Raw genomic sequence first — 24,336 nt, forward strand, 5'->3', positions numbered from 1 at the left:
GCCGACTACTGTCACTCGAACAAGTACCCACTGTGGGTCTCCGTAATGGATGAAAACGCGCGAAGCTTACGCCCCGATTTCCAGAGAGTAAACGATGCCAAGGCGTCGGATCGGGGAATTGAAGGGTTCTTCAGGAAGGGTTCAGGATAAAGCCCGGATCGCGCCCTTAAGCCACTGCGGCAGCTTGCCCCGCCAGCAGCTGTAGACCCTGCGGGGAACAATCAACTGACGAAACTTTCATGGTTCGACGTGAACTCTCGCCATCACCCGCCAGTCAGCTAAATAAGCCCTCACTTCAAGGCGCCAACGCTGATGCAGATTTCCCTCAAGCAACAAGTCGCCCTGGTGACCGGTGCCAGTTCCGGCATCGGCGCAGGCTGCGCCAAGGCCCTGGCCGATGCCGGTGCCGCGGTGGTGCTCAATTACAATTCCGAGGCTGAACCCGCCGAAGCACTGGCCCGGCAGATCATCGCTGAAGGCGGTCGAGCGATCGCCATTGGCGCTGATGTTTCAAAAGAAGAAGAGGTCGAACGCTTGTTTGCGCACACCGTCGAAGCCTTCGGTTCGCTGGACATTCTGGTGGCCAATTCCGGTATGCAAAAAGACGCACCTGCCGTGGACATGAGCCTCGCCGACTGGAACCAGGTGATCGGCGTCAACCTCACCGGGCAATTCCTCTGCGCCCGCGCCGCCCTGCGCATTTTCAACCGTCAGGGTGTTCGTGAAGGCGTGTCCCGGGCCGCCGGGAAAATCATCCACATGAGCTCGGTGCATCAACGCATTCCCTGGGCTGGACACGTCAACTACGCAGCCTCCAAGGGCGGCGTCGACATGCTGATGCAGACCCTCGCCCAGGAAGTCAGCCACCAGCGCATCCGCATCAACGGCATTGCGCCGGGGGCGATTCGCACTCCAATCAATCGCGCCGCCACCGAAGGCGCGGCCGAGCAGGAATTGCTCAAACTTATCCCTTATGGCCGGGTTGGTGATGTCGAGGATGTCGCCAATGCGGTGGTTTTTCTCGCCTCCGATGCCTCCGACTACATCGTCGGCACCACACTGTTCATCGACGGCGGCATGAGCCTCTATCCGGAGTTTCGCGGCAATGGCTGATCATCATCCCGAACGACAAAGTGCCATCGACGCCCACGGCATCATCGGCGACATGCGCAGCGCAGCACTGGTCAATGACCGGGGCAGCGTGGATTTTTTCTGCTGGCCGGAGTTCGACAGTCCGTCGATTTTCTGCTCACTGCTGGACACACCCGAAGCCGGGATTTTTCAGTTGTCACCGGACTTGCCTGATGCGCGTCGCGAGCAGATTTACCTGCCCGACACCAATGTGTTGCAAACCCGTTGGCTCAGCGAGCGCGCCGTGGTCGAAATCACCGACCTGCTCCCCATCGGCGACAGCGAAGACGATCTTCCGATGCTGATGCGCCGTGTTCGTGTGGTCAGCGGCCAGGCAACGTTTCGCATGCGCTGCGCGGTGCGTCATGACTATGCCCGCGCCAACACCCGCGCCCGTCTGGATGAACAGGACGTGATCTTCGAGGCCGACGGCCAGCCGTCCATGCGGCTCGCCTCGGATCAGCTTGTGCAGATTGACGGCAACGCGGCGGTGGCCGAGTTCACCCTTAAACAAGACCAGTGCGCCGAGTTCCTGCTCGGCGGACTCGACGATCCGCGCTTCAAGGAAGGCGCCGCCGCCCTGTGCATGGAGCGCACAATGAAATTCTGGCGCGACTGGACCGGCCGATCCAGCTACCGTGGCCGTTGGCGAGAAATGGTCAACCGCTCGGCCCTGGCGCTGAAGCTGCTGACCTCACGCAAACACGGCGCGATCCTCGCCGCCGCGACATTCGGCTTGCCGGAATCCCCGGGCGGCGAACGCAACTGGGACTACCGCTACACCTGGATCCGCGACGCCTCGTTCACCGTCTATGCCTTCATGCGCCTGGGTTATGTGGACGAGGCCAACGCCTACATGAAATGGATGCGCGGCCGGGTCAGCGACTGCCACGGCAACTCCAAGAAACTCAACATCCTCTATGCCATCGACGGCCGCCAGGAATTGCCGGAAACCGAACTGTCGCACCTGTCCGGCCATGGCGGCGCGACGCCGGTGCGGATCGGCAACCAGGCTTACGATCAGGTCCAGCTCGATATCTTCGGCGAGTTGATGGACGCGGTGTACCTGGTCAACAAGTACGGCGACGCCATCTCCCACGAGGGTTGGAAACACGCGATAGAAATCGTGGATCAGGTGTGTGAAACCTGGCAGCAACAGGACGTGGGCATCTGGGAAATGCGCGGCGAGCAGCATCATTTTCTGCATTCGCGGCTGATGTGCTGGGTCGCTCTGGACCGGGCCATTCGCCTCGCTTCGAAACGCTCGCTGCCCGCCCCGTTCGCCCGCTGGGACCAGACCCGCCAGGCCATCTACGCCGACATCTGGGAAAACTTCTGGAATGAAGAACGCGGGCATTTCGTCCAGCACATCGGCGGTACTGCGCTGGACGGTTCGATGTTGCTGATGCCGCTGGTGCGCTTCGTCAGCGCCAAGGATCCGCGCTGGCTCGCGACCCTCGATGCGATCGAAAAAAACCTGGTGCGTGACGGCATGGTCTATCGCTATCGCAACGATGACAGCCAGATCGACGGCCTCGACGGCACGGAAGGCGCCTTCGCCGCGTGTTCATTCTGGTACGTCGAATGCCTGGCTCGCGCGGGTCGCGTGGAAAAGGCGCATCTGGAGTTCGAACAGTTGCTCAGGTATGCCAACCCGCTGGGCTTGTACGCCGAAGAGTTCGACAGCCAGGCGCGGCATCTGGGAAATACGCCGCAAGCGTTGACGCATCTGGCATTGATCAGTGCAGCAAGTTTTCTCGATCGCAAATTGAGCGGGGAGAAAAATTACTGGCAGCCTTGAGATAGCGTCGCCCCCATCGCGAGCAAGCTCGCTCCCACATTGACCGTGTTCACTCAGAGCCCTGTGGGAGCGGGCTTGCCCGCGATAGGGCCATCAGCCGCAACACAAAGCTGATGGGACAGCCCATCTGCAACCGACACAACCTGTCGGAAACTTCCCGTTTCAGAGTGCCATTTGTAGGACCGATATTGGCTCGCGGCTCGCTTAAACACGGCCTGACCGAATAAACACGCCTCACCATGAAGCACGCCGGCCATTCCCCTACATCGACTAAACAAACTTTGCTGTTTACCTGTCCGACAACCGGTTCCTACACCCGGAAATACCTTGTTGCCAGCTGTTACAACCCCACCTACCATCGACGGTCAACGGGTACAGCGGAGCTGTCCAACAAAACCCGAATTCAAGGAACCAGAATGACTCAACGCATCCACCGCCCCATCGACTCCCCCCTGCGTTCAGGCCTGAACCGCGATGAATTGTGGGAAGGCCCCGACAAAGGCCTGATCAAATGCTGGGAAATCGGCCGCCAACGTGCCGCCCGATTCCCCGACCTCTCCCAACGTTGTCTTGCCGGCGAGCTGCCGGTACTGGGATGGAAAGGTGGCGTCAGCCGCAGCCTGAAGAAACTCGAAAAGTACGGATCCCTCAAATACCTCGCACAGTGGCAGGGTTTGCGCGGGGAAGATCTGGATGTTGATCTGGATAACGAGCGCGCGCTGACCTGTTCACGGACCCGGATGGTGGTGACGTTTACGCCGGACCGGTCGAAGTATTTCAATCAGGTCGCGGAAACCGAAGCCTAAGCAGCGGGCCAAAACAGCCATGTGGGTGCTGCCAGGCGTGGGGCATAACATCCCTGAAGAAGCGCCTGAAGCGACGCTCAAGGCGTTACTGGATCTGCTGAAGGGCTGACGGAAAACCGCTCGCGGTAGGCTTGTGGCGTCACGCCCATTCCCCGCAGGAAGCTGCGGCGCAACGTTTCTTCGCTGCCGAATCCGCACTGCACGGCAATGCGTTTGATCGGCACGCCGGTGTCGCTGAGTAAACGGCGCGCTGTCTCTACCCGGATCAGCTCAATGGCCCGCGCCGGAGTCTGGCCGGTGTCAGCGCGATAGTGACGCACGAAACTGCGTTCGCTCATGCCCGCCTGCAGCGCCAGGGTCGGAATGCCGAGGTCTTTGGTCAGGTTTTCGCTGATCCAGGCGTGCAGCTCGTCGAACCGGCTGCCTTCCTTTTGCAGGGACAAGGTCACGCTGAACTGCGACTGGCCACCCGGCCGCTTGAGAAAAACCACCAATTGTCGCGCGACTTCCAGGGCCATCGTGCGGCCGAGGTCTTCTTCGACCATCGCCAACGCCAGATCGATGCCCGCGGTGACCCCGGCCGAGGTCCACACCGGACCGTCGTTGATAAATATGGGATTGGGTTCGACCCGCAGTTGCGGATGCTTCTGCGCCAACTGCTCGCAGCGGGTCCAGTGGGTGACGACGCGCCGACCGTCGAGCCAGCCACTCGCCGCCAGCAAAAAGGCCCCGGTGCAGACTGACGAAACCCGCCGACAAGCCTTCGCGTGTTCTCGCACCCACGCTACCAACGGTGCGTCTTCCGCTGCGGCATACACGCCCCAGCCGCCCGCGATGATCAGGGTGTCGCTGCCTTGCTCGGGCAACGGTTCGGCCAGCAGCGCCAACCCCGCCGACGACATCACCGCCCCGCCGCCACTGGCAATCACTGTCGGTGCATAGGGCGGCGGCACACCGTGCTGGCGGGCGATGTCGTTGGCCGAGGCGAACACCTGCAACGGCCCGGTGACATCCAGCAATTGCACATTGGCGAACGCGAGCACCTGAATGGTTTTCGGCATGATTGGCGTAATTCGTGGGGTGATTGGCGTATGCGCCAGATCCTACGAGCCTAAAGTGAAGTCGTCCACCCCACTTCATGAGAAAAACGCCATGACGTTGCAGATCGGTTTTCTGTTGTTTCCACAGGTTCAACAACTGGACCTCACTGGCCCCTACGACGTGCTGGCTTCACTGCCGGACGTGAAGGTGCATCTGATCTGGAAGGACCTGGTGCCGGTCACTGCTAGCACGGGGCTGGTGCTGAAACCGACCACGACCTTCGACGATTGCCCGGCGCTGGATGTGATCTGCATCCCCGGTGGCAGCGGCGTCGGACCGTTGATGGAAGATCAGCAGACGCTGGCCTTTATCAAGGCTCAAGCCGCGAATGCGCGGTACGTCACGTCGGTTTGCACCGGTGCGCTGGTGCTCGGTGCGGCAGGTCTGCTCAAGGGTAAACGCGCGACCACTCACTGGGCTTATCACGAACTGTTGGCGCCGTTGGGGGCGATCCCGGTGAAGGATCGGGTGGTGCGCGATGGCAATCTGCTGACTGGCGGCGGGATAACCGCAGGGATCGATTTTGCCCTGACCCTGGCGGCCGAATTGTTCGATAAGGACACGGCCGAGCTGGTGCAGTTGCAGCTGGAATACGCGCCGGCACCACCGTTCCAGTCAGGCAGCCCTGACACAGCGCCGCCGAGCGTCCTGGCAGAAGCGCAACGCCGTGCGGCACCATCGCTGCAGCAACGGACGCAGATCACCGAGCGAGCAGCAGCCAGGCTGTAAGTCGTACTTTTTCACAGGCGAAAAAAAACCCGCCTAGGCGGGTTTCTCAAGACCATTTTCGACATCCTGTCGGCAGCCATCCTGGCCAATGGTCGATCATCCGTGATCCTGAGCACTCCCTGTGCTTCAGTTGATGGATCCAGAGTAACGGCATCGGTGAAGCTTAAAAAGACGACATACCCGTCAGCGGGTGTAAGCGTTTGACCACTGACGTCACAAATCGGCGCTGCTGAAGCTGTCGAAGGCAGTGGCAGGAGACAGTAGGTTTTCAGCAGACGAAAAAAAACCCGCCGAAGCGGGTTTCCCAAGACCATGTCGACTCCCTGTCGGCAGCGAATCCTTGCTAATGGTCGATCATCCATGATCCTGGAGCACTTCCTGTGCTTCAGTTGATGAGGCTAGATTACGCTTCGGATCCAATGTGCAATAGACGACATAGCTACCATCGCGTGTAAGACATTCGCTATAGCCACCCTTCCGTAAACCCTTAGACGTCTAAGGGATCAAGCAGCCAAGCCCCGGTTTTCCGCGGCCTGTAGCGGACTTTTCGCAGCCAGGGCAAACGCCAATCCATTGCCACCGCCATCACTCTTCCTGACGCTCGCGGGTCTTGGCGCTGGTCTTGAGAAACTCTTCGATATTGTTCATCTGCTCATCCCATCCACGGCTGTCCATGCGGAATGCCTTGAGCCTGCGGTGTTGCGGGATGTGATCGAAACCGGATTCGGTAACCGTCAGCAAGGTGCCATCGTCCATGTCTGTAAGCTCGAACTTCACCAAGGTAGTGGGTTCCTGGGAATAATCGACTTCCGGCTCCACCGCATAGGGGTGCCAGCGGAAGGAAAACACCCGCTCCGGCTCGACCCGCTCCACCAACACATTCCACAACAAATGCTCATAGCCGGGGTACGTGATCTGCCCCTGGGTCCATTCACCGGAAACAAAACGCTTGCCCTCCAGCGAAACGCCAAACCACTGCCCAAAGGCCTCGGCATTGGCCAGCACGCGCCATACCTTCGAACGCGGCACTTTGAGCAAAATCTTCCTTTCAATGCGATCTGATGCAGGGTTCATAAGCCACCTCCTGTACTGAACAGTAGGCCTGTAAGACCACAAGACCAACCTTAAAGTTGTATCAACGCAGAGTTGTTATCAAGCGTGCCTGTAATATTCGGCCGCATTTTTGATGCTAAGTTCTGGCGTGGAACGTCGGTCAATCACTGAAACTGCTAACGTGCACAGCGCCTTCATTTATACAAACAAGACTCACTGGACAGGATCCACGCGATGAAAAGCCTGCATGGCAGCTGTTTATGCAAAGCCATCGAGTACGAACTCGACAACCTCGACATGCCCATCAGCCACTGCCATTGCCAAACCTGCCGGAAAGCACACGCAGCAGCATTTGCATCAACAGCCGGGGTGATGCGCGAACATTTTCGCTGGATCAAGGGCCAGCATCTGCTGAACAGCTATGAATCCTCGCCGGGCAAGCTGCGGCATTTCTGTTCGGTCTGCGGCTCACACTTGATGGCGGAACGCCTGGCCCAGCCTCACATCATCATTCGTGTGGCGACGCTGGACGATGATCCGGGCATGACGCCTCAAGCCCATATCTGGACTTCACATGACGTGCCGTGGCTTGAATATCAATCGATTCAAAAATACCCCGAATGGCAGGTGTAGGTTCCCGGATATTCCAGGGCGCTACACTGCCCCAACTTCCCATGTCACAGCGAGCCTCTCCATGCACCCACGCTTCCTTCTGGCGCTGACGCCATTGCTGCTTGCCAGCGTCGTCCATGCCGCAGACTGCGACAACGCCACTGATCAGGCCACGATGAACCAGTGTGCGGCGCAGCAGAACAAGGCGGCGGACAAGGAGTTGAATGCGCTTTACCAGCAGATTACCAACCGCTTGAAGAGCACTCCGGACAGCAAGAAACTGCTGGTTGGCGCGCAGCGTTCATGGATCGCGTTTCGGGATGCCGAGTGCAAGTTCTCGAGCGCCGGGGTCGAGGGCGGGAGTGCTTATCCGCTGATCTACAGCAACTGTGTCACTGAGCTGACCAAGGCGCGGGTGCAGACTTTCAGGAATTACCTGAAATGTCAGGAGGGGGATTTGAGTTGCCCGGTGCCTGGGGCTTGATGCTCTAGTGACGTTGAGGGCCTCGTCGTCGGATCGCCGCCCGAACCAGGCAGCGATCTGACGATGGCGTCAGTTCAGGCTCTGCAATTACCGGACAAAAATCTGCGCCGTGGTAATCGCCATATCGCCACCCGGCATCTTGATGCTGCCGATCTGCTTCAGGCTGTCGGCATCAAAGATCGCCACGTCATTGAACGTCCCCGCCAGGTAGATCTTGCTGCCGTCCTTGTTGAAGGAAATGCAGTAGTAGGAATGATCCAGCGTCGCGGACTGCAGCATTTTCTTCTCCTTGATGTCGTACTTGGCCAGACGGTTGAGCACGCCGTACATCAGGTTCGGATCCTTGGGTGAGCGCATGCCGCTGAAATAGATTTCCGTCAGCGGGCCGAAGTCGGTGGTTTCGGTCTTGCCGGTTTTCAGGTCAATGCTGAACAGCCCGTACAGGTACTCGGCGGTCAACGGATCCTGCTTCTTGTCCTTGAATTTCGCGGTGGTGTAGAGCAGCGAGAAGTCATGGCGATAGGTTTGCTGGTTCCACACGTAGAGCACGTCCGGCGCGGCGTAGTTCGGGCGTTTCCAGTGACGGCTGGGGATCAGCACGTCGAACTTGCCGGTTTTCACGTCGACCTTGTAGACATCCGCCCCGGCCACGTACAGCGTGCCATCGTCACCGCTTTGCATGATGGTCAGTTGCCGTGGCGCCGGGAAACTGCGCACGGGTTTGGCGTCCATGCCGGCGTCGGTGGCGTACACGTCGAGCCGCGGTTGTTGCACTTCATAACGGTCATTGAGCATCAGCGTCGGGTTGGCGACGGTGAACAGCTCCTTGCCGTCATGGCTGAGGGTAAAGGCGAACATCGACCGGGCCTTCTCCCCCGGTTTCTGCGTGATGCTGGCGTGGAACACCTGCTTGCAGCTGTCCAGCTCGACGCCGTAGACATCGGCGTAGTGGTTGTTCAACACGTAAGCGGTCTTGCGGTCCGGCGATAACTGGATGGTGCCGGGCCCGAAGGCATCCGGCATCTTGCAGGTCTTGAACACGGTGTCGGTCGCAAGATCGATGACGTGCAGGTTGTTCGGGTAGTTGGTGGTCAACATGTACTCGTGACCATCTTGTAGCGCAGTGTTTTCATCGGCCAGAACGTTGAACGAACAGACGCTCAGGACGGCAAATGCGGCCAGGCCGCAGGCTTTGATGCGATGCATGCTGGAATCCTTCTTCTCTGTCCGATCACTTGTCTTTTGGAAAGACAGTCCCGAGGTTGCGCCAGTTTTCGTTGGACGCCTGGGCATCCTTGTTCCAGTCCGGGTAGGTGCTCATCATGTCCGGCACCTGGGCCGGCCACCAGCACGGATCGGAGCAGCCATACAGGTCGGCTTCCATCGGCTGGCAGAGCGACGACACACCGCCAAAGGCGTCGATCTCCCAACCCGGGTCCGTGGTCGAGGCGCAGCCGGCGACGGAACTCATCGCCACCACTTCTTCAATGCGGTTTTCGGCCGCGGCCTCATCGAGTTTCAGCGCTTTATTATTGATTGCCTTGAGATGTTTCATATCAGTGAGCCTTGCGCGGAGTGATGTAGCTGCTGATAAACGCAGGGTTGTGGGCCATGATCCGGGTGTAGACCTCGATGCCGAAGTCGACCCAGTCACGCATCAGTTCGCAGTAGTGATAGGTCGGATGGGTCGGGTCGCCGTAACGGGCGTAGCTCTCGTGGTAGCAGCCGCCGGAGCAGAGATTGCGGATCTGGCAGTCTTCGCAGCCGGTGTTGGTGCGGTCCAGGCGTTGGGACAGGAAGTCGTTCAACTCCACTTGCTTCACGGCGGTGTGGACGTTGCCGAAGGTCGGCAGGCTCGATCCGGTGAAGCGGTGGCAGAGGTTCAGTTCGCCCTTGTAATCCACTGCCAGCATCTTCAAGCCCGCGCCGCACGGCAGGGCTTTTTTATGGCCTTCGTGGATGTCGGTGATCAACTGGTGCAGGTTGGAGAAACCGATGTTGCGGTGCTCCAGCGCCGCCTCCAGATAACGTCGACCGAGCTTCTTCATGTTGGCGAAGACTTCGATCAGCTCGTCGCTGGAGAGGTTGAAGGTGCTGATGTCGCCGGAGGTCACCGGGGCAAACCCGACTTCGGCAAAACCCAGTTCGTTGAACAGGTGATCCCAGATGGTTTCGACGTCAGTGACGCCGGTGGTCAGGGTCACCCGCGCGCCGACCGGACGGCTGTTGTAGCGCGACAGCAACATCTCGGCCTTGCGCCGCACCACGTCATACGTGCCCTGCCCGCCCACGGTGATGCGGTTGCGGTCGTGCACGGTTTTCGGTCCGTCGATACTGACGGACAAACCGAAGCGGTGAGCGTTGAGGTAGTCCACGGTCTCTTCGGTGAGCAGCGTGGCGTTGGTGGTCATGACGAACTCGACGAACTTGCCCGCCTCGCGGAAACGCTTCTCGCAATAGTCGACCATGTACTCGATCAGCTTGCGATTGCTCAGCGGTTCACCACCGAAGAACACCACGGTGAAACGCTCTTCGTCCGGCGACTCGCGCAGCAGCATTTCCACCGAAGCGACCGCCGTTTCGATGTCCATTTTCTTGCCGGCCGACGGCTTGTCGAGGTCTTCCTTGTAGCAGTAGGTGCAGCTCAAATTGCAGCCGGTGTTGACGTTGAGCACCACGGTATTGATCGCGGTACGCTCGACCCGTTTGGTGCCGATGTCCGGCGTCAGCGGCGAGCCGTCGCTGACCAGCTCCAGGGACATCAACTCGCGCAGGGTCTCGGTGACTTCCTCACCGTTGAACCGTGAAGCCAGACGCTGGATCAGGTCCTCGGACGTACAGCCGGGACCGCGCAAGGTATCGATGATGGTGCCCGTCAGCTCATCGCTGGCGAACAGCGAACTGCTGGGGATGTGAAACAGCATGCGGTCGGCATCGACGTGCACTTCGTGCAGATTCCGCTCGACCAGATTCAAAATAGCGCCCATTGCAACCTCCTGTGCAAACCCCGTTTTGACGGGGCCTGCGGTCATTCCGAAAAGTGTCTGAAGCCTTGTTTTGAATCAGCCAACTCATGGAATGGGTGGATTGTTCCAGCGTTGCACGGTGACGATCATGTGGCCTTCGCCGGTCAGGGATTTCCCTGCGTCGTCGACGGCGGCAATCACCTTGAGGTTGCCGGCATTGTTGGTGGACATTTTGCGTTGCGGATTCGGCCCGGCATCCCCTGGAGTGAACACGCCGCTGTCGGCCTGCATGGTGCCGGCGAACTTGACGTCCTCGTCTTCCTTGGCGCGGTCGTCGAAGGCTTCGACCTTCCATTGCGCCGGGAACACACCGATGCGATACGGTTTGCCATCAGCACCCTTGCCCCAGGCTTCCGCATCGAAACGGCCCTGGACTTTCGGCGTCGAACCACCGCCCTCGCCGATCCGCGCCACCGAGAACGCAGGCACGACTTTGACTTCGGCGATTGAGTTGTAGACCGACAGGGTCGGGCCTTTCAGGGTGCCGACGGTGACCGCGCGCAGACCCGGCTGGGCATTGGCCGCAGCCTTGAGTTTGACTCTGATCCGCTGCGGGCTCTGCTCGACGACTTCGACCACGTCCACACCTTTACCGAAGTTCGGTTTGCCGCTGAGACCGCTGCCGACCAGGGTGACTTCAGTTTCGGCACCCGCCTTGAGGTAACCCGGTTGCACCGCCAGCAAACGACTGCTGCCCTGCTTGGCGGCGACAAAGTCCAGACCGCGCTCATCATGCTCGGCTTCGAACATCCGGCCTTGCATGGCATTGCCTTGGGCGGCGAACACCTGGCGCATGGTCACGCCATCGATGGTCACGTTGCCGCGCCATTCGTAGCCGGTGTAGAGAATCGCGCTGCCATCGCCATTGAACGGGCTGCCATCGGCGTATTGGCCTTTGACGCTGACCTTGAATGTGTCACTGCCATCGGCCGTGACGCTCATCACGCCGGCCAGTTCACCCTTGCCGGGCAAGTGACCGCTGAAGCTCCAGTCGCCCACCAGCGTTTCAGCTTTCGGCGCTGTACTGAGCCATTTTTTCCAGGCCGGGTTGTCCAGCGGATAACGCTTGGCCAGCAACGGCACCATGTCCTTGCGGGCAATGTCGAACCAGTCGCGATCCCGGGCCAGGGCCTGGTACTCAAGGGACGGCCATTGACCGAGGTGGAAGTTCACCAGACGCTCCCATTCCTGGGCCGGACGCCGCTGCAGGGCCACCCGCGCACCGGAGTGGCAGCGACCGCACATCTGGCTGGTCTGGTCGTCAAATTTCTCGACGGTATTGAGTCGACGTTCCAGCGCATAACGCACGCCGTCTGTCTCGCTGGGTGCCAGGCCCTGGGTGTCGGCCAGGTATTTCACCAGGGTTCGGCGGTCGTCATCGCTGATCTGCAAACCGTGCATGGTCTGCATCCGGGCGATGCTCATCAGCCAACCTTCCGGGGTCTTGCGTTGGTGGCTGATGCGGCTCAGGGCGTTATCAGCTTCGGGGGTGTGACAGCCCTGACAGGTTTCCTTGAGGATGGTCTGGGCGTCACGGGCGGCCAGGCTGTAAGGCGAATGCAGCGCTACACAAGCGGCCACGGCCAGCAGACTGGCACTCAGGCCTGATCGGAGTTTTCTCTTCATCAACGTCGAACCTCGCACGGTGCTTTCTTATTTTTGTGGCTTATCGTTTTTTTTTGGTTTCTACCGTCGGCGGCGCACCGCTGACGGAGGCAAGAGAAACGTCTGCGATGAGCAATACACGGAGCGTGCCAGCTTGCCGATACCTTTTAAAATCAAGCCTTTAGGTCAATACGAGGGTCGCGATTGGCGTCCAGGCGAGATCGCCTGCGTCTAATATCGCGACACTTGTTTCAGTCTGAGACAAAGCATAGTTGGCCGGACTGGAACAGTTCATCGGTCGACGATTGACGGCCATCCCCTGCGGGAGCGAAATGGGAGTTCACCGATTGCCAATCAGGGGATAACAAAATGGCAAGCATCACTGTCCTGGCGGGGGACTTTCTGCAGGGTGATGGAGAGTACAGAGATGGCGTTTTCACCCTCAGGACGTCGCTTCACCCGTGGCCCGGCATCACCCTCCCGCTCTCAGCGTTCAAGTGTGTTGAAGTGGCCAACGAGGATTCGATCAACAACATCAAGGATGCCATCGGCTTCGGCGTGGCGGGCGCGATGTTGCTGGGCCCTATCGGCGCAATTGCCGGTTTCATGTTGGCGGGCAAGGAGACCGAAGTGACTTTTCTGGCGACGCTCAAGGACGGCAGAAAACTCCTGGCCGCCGTAGATGGCAACACATTCGAAGAATTTTCGCGAAAAATCCCCGCCTGAACCGTCGGCACCCGCCGCACCACTTCGGTGGTGCGGCGTGACGGCGGTTCAGCTGAGAAACGTTGGCTGAATGCCTTTGTGGGCGTCTATTTCGTGCCGCATATCCGCCACCAGCGAGGCGATTGCGTGAGGGCTGTCCAGTGTCCACAGGGGCACGTGGGTCGCCACCAGATCCACTTTTCCCGTTACGCAGTCGCAAACCCGTATGGTCAGGGACTGGTCTGCCTCCATGCTGCACGTGCAGACGGCGGGCAGCATTTTCTGTTCGATGATGCTTTGAATTTCCAGGGTTGAAAGGAACATCACTACCTCCCTCACACCAGATGTGTGGCCGGATGAACGGTCCCTCGCGTCATCCACCGAGCCACAAAATTCTAGTCCCCAATAGTCAGTGTCTCAAGTTCGCAACAGGTTGCTCGTCGTCTCATCGTTGTCGCAATTTGCAACAGCCCACCGGCGCCCGCCGTTTCGATTGAGTATTCGCAAACCGCGCCGACCAAGGGCGGGGCTGCGTTTCCCGGCACTTGGCACAGCCATTGCGAAAGCCCGGTTCTCATGAACAACAAGAGGCCTCGCCATGACGCTCCCTTATCTGCTTCCCGCCACCTCGGCATTCATCCAGCGCGCCCCGCGCATGCTTATCGGCGGTGACTGGGTCGAGGCCGCCGACGGCCAGACCATGCCCCTGCACAACCCGGCCACCGGTGAAGTGCTGTGCGTGGTGCCACGGGCTACGCCGGAGGATGTCGACCGCGCGGTGCTTGCCGCTCGTCAGGCTTTTGATGACTCCACCTGGACCCGCACTCGTCCCCGTGAGCGGCAGAACCTGTTGTGGAAACTCGCCGACCTGATGGAACGCGACGCCGAACTGCTGGCGCAACTGGAATGCCTGAACAACGGCAAAAGCGCAGCGGTGGCCCAAGTGATGGATGTGCAACTGTCCATCGACTTCCTGCGCTACATGGCAGGTTGGGCGACCAAGATTGAAGGTTCCAGCGTTGAAGTGTCGTTGCCGCTGATGCCCAACGATCAGTTCCACAGCTTCATTCGCCGTGAAGCAGTGGGCGTGGTCGGCGCCATCGTCGCCTGGAACTTCCCGCTGCTGCTGGCCTGCTGGAAACTCGGCCCGGCCCTGGCCACCGGTTGCACAGTGGTGCTCAAACCCGCCGACGAAACGCCGCTGACCGCCTTGAAACTCGCTGAACTGGTGCTGGAAGCCGGCTACCCCGAAGGCGTGTTCAACGTGGTCACCGGCACTGGCATCACCGCCGGATCGGCGTTGACCCACAATCCGCTGGTGGACAAGCTGACCTTCACCGGCTCCACCGCTGTGGGCAAGCAGATCGGCAAGATCGCCATGGACTCCATGACCCGGGTCACCCTGGAACTGGGCGGCAAATCGCCGACCATCGTCATGGCCGACGCCGACCTGAAATCCGCCGCAGCCGGTGCCGCCAGCGCGATTTTCTTCAATCAGGGCCAGGTGTGCTGCGCAGGGTCGCGGCTGTATGTGCAGCGCAAGCATTTCGACAACGTGGTGGCGGACATCGCCGACATTGCCAACGCCATGAAGCTTGGCAATGGCCTGGACCCCAGCGTCGAGATGGGTCCGCTGATTTCCGCGCGCCAGCAGGAACGGGTTTACGGCTATATCGAAAAAGGCCGGGAAAGTGGTGCGACCATTGCGTGCGGCGGCGAGCAATTTGGCCCAGGTTTTTTCGTCAAGCCGACGGTGATTGTCGACGTCGACCAGAAGCATTCGCTGGTGCAGGAAGAGATCTTCGGGCCGGTGCTGGTAGCGATTCCGTTTGATGACGAAGCCGATGCCTTGCGCATGGCCAATGACAGCCCTTATGGACTGGGGGCAAGCATTTGGTCCAATGACCTGGCGGCGGTGCACCGGATGATTCCGCGGATCAAATCAGGCTCGGTCTGGGTCAACTGCCACAGCGCCCTGGACCCGGCACTGCCGTTTGGCGGCTACAAAATGTCCGGGATCGGGCGTGAGATGGGGTATGCGGCGATTGAGCATTACACCGAGCTGAAGTCGGTGTTGATCAAGTTGTAATACACAGATCGTTCCCACGCTCTGCGTGGGAATGCATCCCGTGACGCTCCGCGTCACATCTCGAAGCGGAACGCAGAGCGTCCCTGGCGGCATTCCCACGCAGAGCGTGGGAACGATCAGCCTGTGTCAGGGTTTGAATCCTTGTGACAGTAACCAACTGCGAACCATCCTGCCCTGCTCCACCGTCAACCCGGCCAACGCCTGTTCGGCCGGCTCGGTTTGTAAGCGCCGCACCACCGGCGCCAGTTCAACCCCCTGCACATGCCAGATTCCCAACGGCTGATCCGCGGTGATCACTACGTCGGTTTCATCCACATAACCGTCCTTCAACACCGGCGCCCGCTCGATTCTCAGCGCCTGAAAGTCCGGCTCGGCGTGTGCCGGTTGAGCATCCGGCCACTGCCGGCGTGCCTTCCAGAACGGCTGCTCCAGCCAACGCTGCTCATCGGCATAAAAATCCCGCCCGATCCGCGCAAAGCGCCAAAACAACTGTTCCACTCGCGCCTGATGAAACCGCTGCGCCAGCGCTGCTCGCTCCGGTTTACGCAACAATGTGTTGATCACGGTCGGCGCCTGCAATGCCGAGGACAGCGACTGGAAAATGCCGTTGCCCGACAGCGGGTCCACCGCCATCGCCGCGTCGCCGACCCGAATCCAGCTATCACCACACACCTGCGGGCACAGGATCGCGGTACTGCTGCGAGCGTGCAGTTGCAGATCGATTTGCGGTTCGCTCCCGAAAAACTCACGCACCAGCGCCGACTTCTGGCGCCGTTGGCGGCAGTAATCGAGCAATTGCGCCTTGCCCGGCAATTGGGCACTGGCCACGTCCACAGTCCATTGCCAATAACACTGTCCGTCAGCCCGCCGCGCCATCCAGGCCCAGCCGTCCTCAAGGCTTTCCACGGCACTGGCGGTGCTGCCCGGCGTACCTTGCCAGCGATTGAGCAGGCTGACCGTCTCCGGTCCGCGCAGGCCTTTGCCGAGTGCAGGCGCCTGACGTCCACGGGCCTCCACCAGAAAATCCGCCAACAACGCTTCGCGCCCTTCCAGCTCGATGCGATGCCCCGTCGTCAACGTCTGAACACCCAGCACCCGACCTTCTATGAGTTCAACACCCGCCCGTCGCAGATCCTCGCGCAGGCCTTGGTCGAAGCGTGGTCGATCCACCAGAAATTCCACATTCTGCGCATGCTGCTGGCCGTTCCACGCGACCTGCCGCTGGGACGGTAACGTCGCGTCCGCCAGCGCCTGATGCAGACCCGCGCCGCGCAAGGCATCCAGCACCCGCACCGACACGCCTTCGAGCGCCGCAAACCGGCGCCACTCGCTGACCAGCGTCACCGCATAACCCAGCGCTCGTAAACCCAAGGCAACCGCAGCCCCTGCCGGCCCCGCGCCAAGAATCACGATCATGGCCCGACGCGCCGTTCGGGGCCGCGATACCGGGCGTGCTCACGCAACCACTCGATGACGTGCTGGTTGTTCGCGTCGGGGTGCGCCGCCAGAAAACCCGCAATATGCCCACTCAACGCCGCACACCCCAGGCTCGCGCCCGACTGCCCCGGATACGTCCCGTGCACGCACGCGGCGAAATCCGCCTGAGCGCTGTTGAGCCACGACCATTCATGCTCGGCGCAACGCGCATCGCCAGTGACCCGCAGCACTTGTGGATAATTTGCCGGAAACACGCCCTCGCCCTGCGCCGGACTGGAGGCGCACAGCAAAATGCCTCGGGCCACAGCCGCCGCACAGGCTTCGCGCAGCAGGCTTCGATCTTGTCGCAAACCAAGGCTCAAATTGATCAACCGCACCTCTTGAGTCACTAGCCAGTCGATGGCCGTGGCGATCTGCAAAGCACTGGTGACGCCACGCTGGTCGAACACCTGCCCCACACAAAAGACGGCCGAAGGCGCTCGCCGGCTGATGGCCTCGATTACTGCGCTGCCATGGCCCAGCGGATCGTCGCGCAAGTCGCTTTCGGCCAATCCATCCTCAAGCAATGAGAACCGCCGTCCCGCGATCACCTGCACCCGTTGCGCCGCCGAATGGCCGCTGTCGACGACGCCAATCCTCAGCTCAGGCTTCATGCAGCACCGTTTTTGAAGTGAGCACGCCGTCGAGCAACTCAAAGCGCAAATCGGCATCGGCCAGGGTTGAAGGGCGGTGGCTGATCAGGATCCGCGTGCGCCCGGCAAACAGTCGATCGATGGCCTCGATGACCTCACGCTCGGTGGCTTCATCCACCGCCGAGGTCGCTTCGTCCAGCACCAGAATCAGCGGGTCCTGCAGCAACGCCCGGGCAATGGCGATGCGCTGTTTCTGCCCGCCGGACAATTGCTGGCCGCGCTCGCCCAACGGGCTGTCGAGGCCCTCGGGCAAGGATTCGATCAGGCTGTCCAGTTGCGCCAGTCGTGCGACTTCGGCAATGGCTTCACGACTGGCGTCCGGCACGGCATAAGCAAGGTTGTCGGCGAGGCTGCCGCGAAACAACACGATGTCCTGACTGACCACGGCAATCCGCCGACGCAACTGGAACAGGTCCAATTCCCGCAGATCCACCTCACCCAACAACACCCGGCCGGATTGAGGATCATGGTGGCGTTGCAGCAGATCGATCAGGGTTGATTTGCCGACACCGGAGCCGCCGCTCAGGGCGACTTTCAAACCATAGGGAATTCGCGCTTCGATACCGCGCAACGTCGTCGGGCGACCGGGATGGCCGAAGTGCACGGCGTCAAAACGCAGTTCACCCGAGGCCGGCATCGGCTTGGGTTCGACGGGTGTGAGGACGGTCGGTTCTTCGCCACGCAACTCCATCACGCGACCGAGGCTGACGGTCATCCGCTGAATCGCGACGTACAGTCCAAGCAAGCTCTGAACCGGCCCGACCGCCATCCCCAGGTAGGTGGAAAACGCGATCAGGGCGCCCAATTGCCAGGTCCCCTGCACCACCCAATAACCGCCAATCAAAAACGCACAGGCCCGAGACAACGACGTCAGCGTGCCCGGCACCGCCTGGGTGAAGAACTCGGTGACTTGCAGGCGCAACAACTGGCTCATGTAGCCTTGGCCGAGGCTTTCCAGCCGGCGCGATTCACGCTGTTGCTGGCCGGCGGATTGAATGAATTTCATCACCGGCAAGGTCTCGACCATGAACGATGACATGTCCGCCGAACGCTCGCGCAGCTGCCGCACATCGCGCTCGACCTTGCGCCGCATCCAGCGCAACCAGAGCACATCAAGGGGAATCAGCACCAACGCCAGCAGCGAGAGTTTCCACGACAGGGTCAAGAGCATCGCCACGGCGCAGACCAGACCGATCACGCTGGACACCGCAGAGAACAGCGAGTCGACGGCAAAGCGCTGGATCTCCGCAACATCACCATCCAGGCGCGACATCAAATCACCGATGCGCCGCTGCCCATAGAAACTCGGCGAGAGGGTTTGCAGATGCCGATAAAGGTCGTCGCGCAGGGCGAACAGAATCCGCCCCGACAAGCGCGTGTGCAGGTAACGATTGATCCCCGACAGCGCCGTGCCCAGCAGCCCGGCGACAATCATCAACCCGGCAATCAGCACCAGCATCGGAAAGTTGCGCGCCAGCAAGCCATCGTCGATCAGCAGCTTGGTCAGCCACGGTTGCACCAGCACCAGCAACGAAGCGCAGACCGACAACCCAAGCAGCCCGGCAATCGCCAGGCGATGCGGTCGCACAAAGCTGTAGAGCCAGCGCAATGCCGATTGCAGGGCTTCGGGGTTCTGGCTGTCGATCAGCCGCACGATCAGGCGCTGCATCATGAGCGCAACTGTTTGAGCTTGCGATACAGGGTCGCGCGGCTGATGCCCAAGGCGTCGGCCGCCGCCGAGACGTTGCCCTGATGGCTGTCCAGGGACTGGCGAATCAACTCCAGTTCGTTTTCGCGAATGCTCCCGGACGATGGCCGTTCGGTCGCGGACAACTCGTCGAGCATGCTGTCGGGCAGGTGGTCGAGGGTCAGCACCGTCTCCCCCGGCTCGCGCATGGCCAGCGCGGTGCGCAATACCATTTCCAGTTGGCGGATGTTGCCAGGCCAGTGGTAATCGCCAAGCAAGCGGTTCAAGTCATCATGCAGGAGGACGCCCGGTGCGTTGAGTTTGGCCAGCAGTCGCGTGACCAGGCCACTGAAATCCTCACGCTCACGCAAGGCCGGGAGCATCACGCTGATGCCGTTGACACGGTAGAACAGGTCTTCGCGGAAGTGTTTTTCTTCGACCAGACGTTTGAGGTCGCGGTGGGTGGCGCAGATCAGCGCGACGTCGATGTCTTGCTCTTCGCCAGCGCCCAGCGGTGCCACTTTACGGTCCTGCAATACCCGTAGGAGGCGTGCCTGCAAGGCCAGCGGCATGTCGCCGATTTCGTCGAGGAACAAGGTGCCGCCGTGGGCCTGTTGCAGGCGACCGATCATGCCGCCTCGACGCGATCCGGTGAACGCGCCTTCGCGGTAGCCGAACAACTCCGACTCGATCAGGCCTTCGGGAATCGCCGCGCAGTTCACCGCGATGAAAGGTTTGTCGCAGCGGCTGCCGGCCATGTGCAAGGCTCGGGCAATCACTTCTTTACCGGTGCCGGTTTCACCCAGCAGCAACACCGGCAGCTCATTGGCCAGGCCTTGGCGGGCCATGCGCAAAGCGCGGGCATAACGCACATTGCTACCGGCCAGGGCTTCGAGATCCGGTGGCGGCTTGACGGTTTTGGCCGTGCTGCGCGGCGGTGTGCTGACGTTGATAGAGCGCTGCGGCGCACGCAGGGCCTTGTAGAAAAATTCACCTTTGGCCGTCTGCAAACTGCCGACGCCACCCTGATGCAGCCGTGACAGCAGTTGCAAGCCGTCGACACCTAGAAACTCTTCGCAACGCCGCCCGACCAGCGCTGAACGCTCGGCGTGCAGCAGCTGGCAGGCCTGGACGCTGACTGCGAGGATCTGCCCGCCAAGGCTCACCGCCAACAGGCCCTGCCAAGGCGATTCCAGGTATTGCCGACGACTGTGGAAAGCCAGGACGATATCGTTCGGATAACTGGCGTTGAACACGCGGCTTTCGATCTGGCTGACGGCCATGGACAACAACGCGGTGCTGTCATGAACGCGGCCGAGCGGGCCCTCGCGAGTCAAATCGAGCACGCCGAGGATGTCGCCCTGAGGGCAATAAATTGGCACCGAGGTGCAGGAAAAATCGGTCAGGCGATCAAGGTAATGTTCGCCGCAATCAATCATCGTCGGCCGCGACTCGACCAGCGCGGTGCCCAGGGCGTTGGTGCCGCGAGCCGCTTCGCTCCAGCAGGCGCCAAGGGTGATGTCTTGCAGGCCGCTGCCCTTGAGGCGATCGGCGCGACCTTCGACGGCGAGAATGGTGGCATCGGAATTGGCGAGGATGATCAGGCCTTCCTTGCCCTGGCGTTCGGCCAGGTAATCGATTGCCGGCAATGCCGCGTCGATCAGCAGGCGATTGCTCGCCAGCAGCACGTCGAGGCTGGCGCCCGATTCCAGCGCCAGTTCGTACTTGCCATTGAAATGCACGCCGTGACTGAGGCTGCGCCGCCACGAGGCATCGATTTCCGCGCGCAACACGCCATCGGGGACTTCGCCCTCCAGATGGAGCTTTTCCCGGGCCAGCCGGGCTTCGCGGTGCAGCTTGGGTGGAGTTGTTTTTATTAGCGTCATCAAAGCGCTCCGGATCGGTCCGCCCTGCGCTTTTTTAAGTTCAGCGCCCTGCCGCAATCTTTACGTTAACGTAAGGGCGATGGCAAGTGCCTTACGGCGTTTGTGGTTTATCCGCAGGACCGAGTAATCGTTCATCGCGAGCAGGCTCGCTCCCACAGGGTTTGCGTCGTTCACAAATCTGCGTTTGAACTCGGTCGACGAAAGCTTCCAGCACATGCTCAGCATCCGTGAGCCTGTGCTGTGAAGCTTTGATCACTTAGACGTGAGGGTCGCCCGGCGGTTTGGCTGGCGTGGCGTACTGCGGCTTGAGGTGGCCGTCCTGATCAAGTAGCCAGGCGTCCATGATCTGCCTGACCACCGGGCCGGCGACCCGTCCACCGGCCTCACCGTTTTCGATCATCACCGAAATGACGATCTTGGGGTGTTCGGCCGGGGCGAAACCGACGAACAAGGCGTTGTCGCGGTTACGCTCCAGGGTTTTCGCCCGGTTGTAGCGCTCGCCTTGTTTGATCGCCACCACCTGCGCGGTCCCGCTTTTGCCGGCGATGCGGTACTGAGCGCCCAGCGCTGCCGCTCGGGCAATCCCTCGAGGGTCATGCATCACCAACTGCATGCCATGGTTGACCTGCTCCCAGTCACGCGGATCCTTGAGCATGATGTTCGGCATCGGATGCTCGTCCACGGGCGCCACACCATCCACGGTCTTGGCCAGGTGCGGCCGGTTCCAGACACCTTTGTTGGCAATCAGCGCAGTGGCTTGGGCGAGTTGCAGCGGTGTGACCTGCATATAGCCCTGACCGATGCCGAGGATGACGGTCTCACCGGGGAACCACGGCTGTCGGCGCGTGGCACGCTTCCAGGCCTGGGACGGCATCAAGCCGGCAGACTCTTCGAACATGTCCAGCGAGACCTTCTCGCCGAGGCCGAACATCGCCATGTAATCATGCAGGCGATCGATGCCCAGCTTGTGCGCAAGGTCATAGAAGTAGGTGTCGTTGGAGCGCATGATCGCCGCGTCCATGTCCACCCAACCGTCACCGCTGTGGTTCCAGTTGCGGTATTTGTGATCGAAGTCCGGGAGCTGGTAGTAACCTGGATCGAAGACTCGAGTCTGCGGCGTCACGACACCGGCATCGAGGCCGGCAATTGCCACTTCAGGCTTGATGGTCGAACCTGGCGCGTAGAGGCCACGCAGCACGCGGTTGAACAGGGGCCGGTCGATGGAGTCGTGCAGTGCCGCGTACTCCTTGAAGCTGATGCCGGTCACGAACATGTTCGGATCGAAACTCGGCTTGCTGACCATGGCCAATACTTCGCCGGTCGATGGATCGAGCGCGACCACTGAACCGCGACGATCCCCCAATGCCTCCTCGGCCGCCTCCTGAAGTTTGACGTCCAGGCTCAGCACGATGTTTTTGCCAGGGATCGGATCGGTGTGCTTGAGCACTCGCAATACGCGGCCCTGGGCGTTGGTTTCAACCTCTTCGTAACCGACGTGACCGTGCAGTTCGGACTCGTAGAACTTTTCGATACCGGTTTTACCGATGGACTGGGTGCCACGGTATTCAACGTTATCGAGGGTCTTGGATTCTTTTTCGTTGATGCGACCGACATAGCCGATCGAATGGGCGAAGTGCGCGCCCATCGGGTAATGGCGGACGAATTGTGGCTCGACATCGATCCCCGGCAAACGGAACTCGTTGACCGCGAGTACAGCGATTTGCTGTTCACTGAGCTCGTAGAACAGGGTGACCGGCACGAACGGGTGACGCGCCTGCTTCATGGCCTTGTCGAACAGGGTCCGGTCTTCTGCTGGAAGCTGCAGGAGGTTGACCACTTCATCCAGTTCTTCTTTGACATCGGTGGCGCGTTCGCGGGTGATGGTCAGGTTGAAGCTGGGACGGTTGTCTGCGAGGACAACACCGTTGCGGTCGAAAATCAGCCCTCGCGTAGGGGTGATCGGCAACACATGGACACGGTTGTTTTCGGAGATGGTGGAGTGATAGTCGAACTCCACCACCTGCAACACATACATCCGCACCACGAGTGCGCAGGATATGGCGACGACGAACAAGGCGCAGGCGATCAACCGTTTGTTGACCAGATGCTTCTCTTTTTCGTGGTCCTTGATGGGTATGGGTTCAGGCATTTCTGTAGCAACTCTATGACGATAAAAAGGGCGCCGATCCGTGGGCCTGAAATCAGTCCGTTAAAAAAACGAGCTGCACCATACCAAAAACCATACGGTCACTTTAGTGCGATTTCCTATAAGGGTTGCCCTTCACAGGCCAAAACGACAGTCGGTGTTGCGCCGACTCGTGCGGTTTGTTCAAGACTGATATTCCGATTCATGCATTTTTCTTGCTGATCCGCCTATAGATACTGGGGGCATGTCATTCCATTTATGTTTTGGGAGTCTTTTCATGCATCCACGCTTTGAACGTCTACTTGGCTCGAACGGATTTTCCATAGGGCTTGAGCTCCCACTGGATAATGATTGGTCCAGTGATGGGCAGCGCAGTCGGATGGCTGATGATCGTCCCTTCGGTGTTCCCGATTTAAAGCAGCACGCCACGATGGCTCGCCTGGCTGACAAAGCAGGTTTTCGAGCCCTATGGGTGCGCGATGTGCCGATTTACGACCCTGACTTTGGCGATGCGGCACAGGTCTTCGAGACCTTTTCCTACCTTGGGTATCTCGCCGGAATTACAGAACACATCATGCTGGGTACCGCGGCGGTGGTGCTGCCATTGCGTCAGCCTTGGCTAACCCTTAAAGCCGCAAACAGTGTTGATGAATTGAGTGATGGACGTTTGCTATTGGGAGTCGCCAGTGGTGACCGACCGATGGAGTACCCGTTGTTTGGGGTGGATTACGCTCAGCGAGGGGAGGTCTTTCGCGACACGGTTGAATTGATACGCAGCCAGGGCGAAGGTCGTTTACCTGAGGGGGCTCGTCTGCTTCCAGAGCGCAAGCAGTCTGCACCGTTACTGGTGGCAGGCCTGGGTCAGCAATCACCCGCCTGGATCGGTGAACACATGGATGGCTGGCTTGCCTACCCTGGCACGCCCGATGAGCATCGTCGGCGAGTGGGGTTGTGGCGGGAAGTTGGGGGCGACAAACCCTATATCAGCTTCGTACACCTGGACCTGGCAGCGAATCCTCATGCCCCCATGCGGCGCGTGCGCTTCGGTGGAAGCTGCGGACGGTTGGCCTTGATCGATGAGCTTCAGGCATTGCGCGAGGCAGGTGTACAACACGTTGGCTTGCACCTGCGTCGTAGCGAACGCCCTGTGGCAGAAGTGATTGAAGAGATCGCCGAGCACGTTCTGCCGAAGTTTCATTAAGTGGCGGGGGATCCATGGGCAGCCTCCTCAGGCCTGCCCTTCCCTTCGCAGAACTTTCCTGCGGGCAAAACAAAACCCCTACCTGCATACGCAGATAGGGGTTTCGGAATTTAATCTTGACGATGACCTACTCTCACATGGGGAA

21 protein-coding genes are annotated in these 24,336 nt (G+C 60.2%); 9 read left to right on the plus strand and 12 right to left on the minus strand.

Translation table 11 applies throughout. The features are described from left to right. The first annotated feature begins 312 nt into the window (after window positions 1-312). The 3 genes from HNR03_RS29405 to HNR03_RS29415 all read left to right on the plus strand — a co-directional run bounded on the left by HNR03_RS29405 (window position 313) and on the right by HNR03_RS29415 (window position 3,738). Window positions 313-1,113: a glucose 1-dehydrogenase gene (locus HNR03_RS29405; RefSeq protein WP_259157573.1), complete on the plus strand. Its 801-nt coding sequence runs from the start codon at window positions 313-315 to the stop codon at window positions 1,111-1,113. After that, entirely contained in the window at window positions 1,106-2,932 is a 1,827-nt protein-coding gene (locus HNR03_RS29410) for a glycoside hydrolase family 15 protein (RefSeq protein ID WP_259157574.1), read from the plus strand. Before HNR03_RS29405 ends, HNR03_RS29410 begins: the two co-directional genes overlap by 8 nt. A 416-nt stretch (window positions 2,933-3,348) precedes the next feature. Continuing rightward, window positions 3,349-3,738 carry a hypothetical protein gene (locus tag HNR03_RS29415; RefSeq protein ID WP_222587785.1) on the plus strand — a complete coding sequence of 130 codons (390 nt, stop codon included), beginning with the start codon at window positions 3,349-3,351 and terminating at the stop codon, window positions 3,736-3,738. Between the two features lie 77 nt (window positions 3,739-3,815). Here the strand turns inward: HNR03_RS29415 and HNR03_RS29420 are convergent, their stop codons facing one another. After that, window positions 3,816-4,799 (minus strand): GlxA family transcriptional regulator, encoded by a 984-nt coding sequence (locus HNR03_RS29420; protein ID WP_259157575.1) that lies wholly within the window; start codon window positions 4,797-4,799, stop codon window positions 3,816-3,818. A gap of 91 nt (window positions 4,800-4,890) precedes the next feature. On the opposite strand from HNR03_RS29420, the gene inhA reads away from it, so the two are divergent. Then, window positions 4,891-5,568: an isonitrile hydratase gene (gene inhA / locus HNR03_RS29425; RefSeq protein ID WP_222590492.1), complete on the plus strand. Its 678-nt coding sequence runs from the start codon at window positions 4,891-4,893 to the stop codon at window positions 5,566-5,568. A 585-nt stretch (window positions 5,569-6,153) separates the two neighbouring features. On the opposite strand, the gene HNR03_RS29430 is transcribed toward inhA, so the two are convergent. Continuing rightward, a complete protein-coding gene (locus HNR03_RS29430; RefSeq protein WP_259157576.1) occupies window positions 6,154-6,642 on the minus strand; it encodes an SRPBCC family protein in 489 nt (162 codons plus the stop codon). 213 nt (window positions 6,643-6,855) lie between these two features. Between HNR03_RS29430 and HNR03_RS29435 the strand changes: the two genes are divergently transcribed. Next, window positions 6,856-7,254 (plus strand): GFA family protein, encoded by a 399-nt coding sequence (locus tag HNR03_RS29435; RefSeq protein WP_259157577.1) that lies wholly within the window; start codon window positions 6,856-6,858, stop codon window positions 7,252-7,254. Window positions 7,255-7,315: 61 nt separating this feature from the next. Beyond that, window positions 7,316-7,717, plus strand: a complete 402-nt coding sequence (locus HNR03_RS29440) for a lysozyme inhibitor LprI family protein (protein WP_259157578.1) — start codon at window positions 7,316-7,318, stop codon at window positions 7,715-7,717. An 87-nt stretch (window positions 7,718-7,804) separates the two neighbouring features. Here the strand turns inward: HNR03_RS29440 and peaD are convergent, their stop codons facing one another. The 4 genes from peaD to peaA form a co-directional block, all read right to left on the minus strand. Further along, a complete protein-coding gene (peaD, locus tag HNR03_RS29445) occupies window positions 7,805-8,923 on the minus strand; it encodes a quinohemoprotein amine dehydrogenase subunit beta (protein ID WP_259157579.1) in 1,119 nt (372 codons plus the stop codon). A gap of 25 nt (window positions 8,924-8,948) precedes the next feature. After that, window positions 8,949-9,272, minus strand: coding sequence for a quinohemoprotein amine dehydrogenase subunit gamma (gene qhpC, locus HNR03_RS29450; protein ID WP_008145336.1), 324 nt, complete (start codon window positions 9,270-9,272; stop codon window positions 8,949-8,951). A gap of 1 nt (window position 9,273) precedes the next feature. Beyond that, window positions 9,274-10,704: a quinohemoprotein amine dehydrogenase maturation protein gene (gene peaB / locus HNR03_RS29455; protein ID WP_222587792.1), complete on the minus strand. Its 1,431-nt coding sequence runs from the start codon at window positions 10,702-10,704 to the stop codon at window positions 9,274-9,276. 84 nt (window positions 10,705-10,788) lie between these two features. After that, window positions 10,789-12,369, minus strand: coding sequence for a quinohemoprotein amine dehydrogenase subunit alpha (gene peaA, locus HNR03_RS29460; protein ID WP_259157580.1), 1,581 nt, complete (start codon window positions 12,367-12,369; stop codon window positions 10,789-10,791). Window positions 12,370-12,717: 348 nt separating this feature from the next. Between peaA and HNR03_RS29465 the strand changes: the two genes are divergently transcribed. Beyond that, window positions 12,718-13,074, plus strand: coding sequence for a hypothetical protein (locus HNR03_RS29465; RefSeq protein WP_259157581.1), 357 nt, complete (start codon window positions 12,718-12,720; stop codon window positions 13,072-13,074). A gap of 48 nt (window positions 13,075-13,122) precedes the next feature. Here HNR03_RS29465 and HNR03_RS29470 read toward each other — a convergent pair whose 3' ends face one another. Beyond that, complete coding sequence (locus HNR03_RS29470; protein WP_259157582.1) at window positions 13,123-13,377, minus strand: DUF1652 domain-containing protein; 255 nt, start codon at window positions 13,375-13,377, stop codon at window positions 13,123-13,125. A gap of 274 nt (window positions 13,378-13,651) precedes the next feature. Here HNR03_RS29470 and HNR03_RS29475 point away from each other — a divergent pair, with 274 nt between their 5' ends. Then, window positions 13,652-15,142 carry an aldehyde dehydrogenase gene (locus HNR03_RS29475; RefSeq protein ID WP_259157583.1) on the plus strand — a complete coding sequence of 497 codons (1,491 nt, stop codon included), beginning with the start codon at window positions 13,652-13,654 and terminating at the stop codon, window positions 15,140-15,142. Window positions 15,143-15,268: 126 nt separating this feature from the next. On the opposite strand, the gene HNR03_RS29480 is transcribed toward HNR03_RS29475, so the two are convergent. The 5 genes from HNR03_RS29480 to mrdA all read right to left on the minus strand — a co-directional run bounded on the left by HNR03_RS29480 (window position 15,269) and on the right by mrdA (window position 22,993). After that, a complete protein-coding gene (locus HNR03_RS29480; protein ID WP_259157584.1) occupies window positions 15,269-16,558 on the minus strand; it encodes an NAD(P)/FAD-dependent oxidoreductase in 1,290 nt (429 codons plus the stop codon). Continuing rightward, window positions 16,555-17,232, minus strand: coding sequence for a S8 family serine peptidase (locus HNR03_RS29485; protein WP_259157585.1), 678 nt, complete (start codon window positions 17,230-17,232; stop codon window positions 16,555-16,557). The genes HNR03_RS29480 and HNR03_RS29485 overlap by 4 nt, the downstream gene beginning before the upstream one ends. Next, complete coding sequence (locus HNR03_RS29490) at window positions 17,222-18,940, minus strand: ABC transporter ATP-binding protein (RefSeq protein ID WP_259157592.1); 1,719 nt, start codon at window positions 18,938-18,940, stop codon at window positions 17,222-17,224. Before HNR03_RS29490 ends, HNR03_RS29485 begins: the two co-directional genes overlap by 11 nt. Then, the gene (locus HNR03_RS29495; RefSeq protein WP_259157586.1) at window positions 18,940-20,844 is read right to left on the minus strand and encodes a sigma-54-dependent Fis family transcriptional regulator; all 1,905 of its coding nucleotides are present in this window, start codon (window positions 20,842-20,844) and stop codon (window positions 18,940-18,942) included. Before HNR03_RS29495 ends, HNR03_RS29490 begins: the two co-directional genes overlap by 1 nt. 256 nt (window positions 20,845-21,100) lie before the next feature. Continuing rightward, the gene (mrdA, locus tag HNR03_RS29500; protein WP_259157587.1) at window positions 21,101-22,993 is read right to left on the minus strand and encodes a penicillin-binding protein 2; all 1,893 of its coding nucleotides are present in this window, start codon (window positions 22,991-22,993) and stop codon (window positions 21,101-21,103) included. Window positions 22,994-23,267: 274 nt separating this feature from the next. Between mrdA and HNR03_RS29505 the strand changes: the two genes are divergently transcribed. Beyond that, on the plus strand, window positions 23,268-24,191 hold the full coding sequence (locus HNR03_RS29505) for a TIGR03571 family LLM class oxidoreductase (RefSeq protein ID WP_259157588.1): 924 nt from the start codon (window positions 23,268-23,270) through the stop codon (window positions 24,189-24,191). The last annotated feature ends 145 nt before the right edge of the window (window positions 24,192-24,336 follow it).

The sequence above is a fragment of the Pseudomonas sp. JAI111 genome, assembly GCF_024809425.1.
GTDB lineage: Bacteria > Pseudomonadota > Gammaproteobacteria > Pseudomonadales > Pseudomonadaceae > Aquipseudomonas.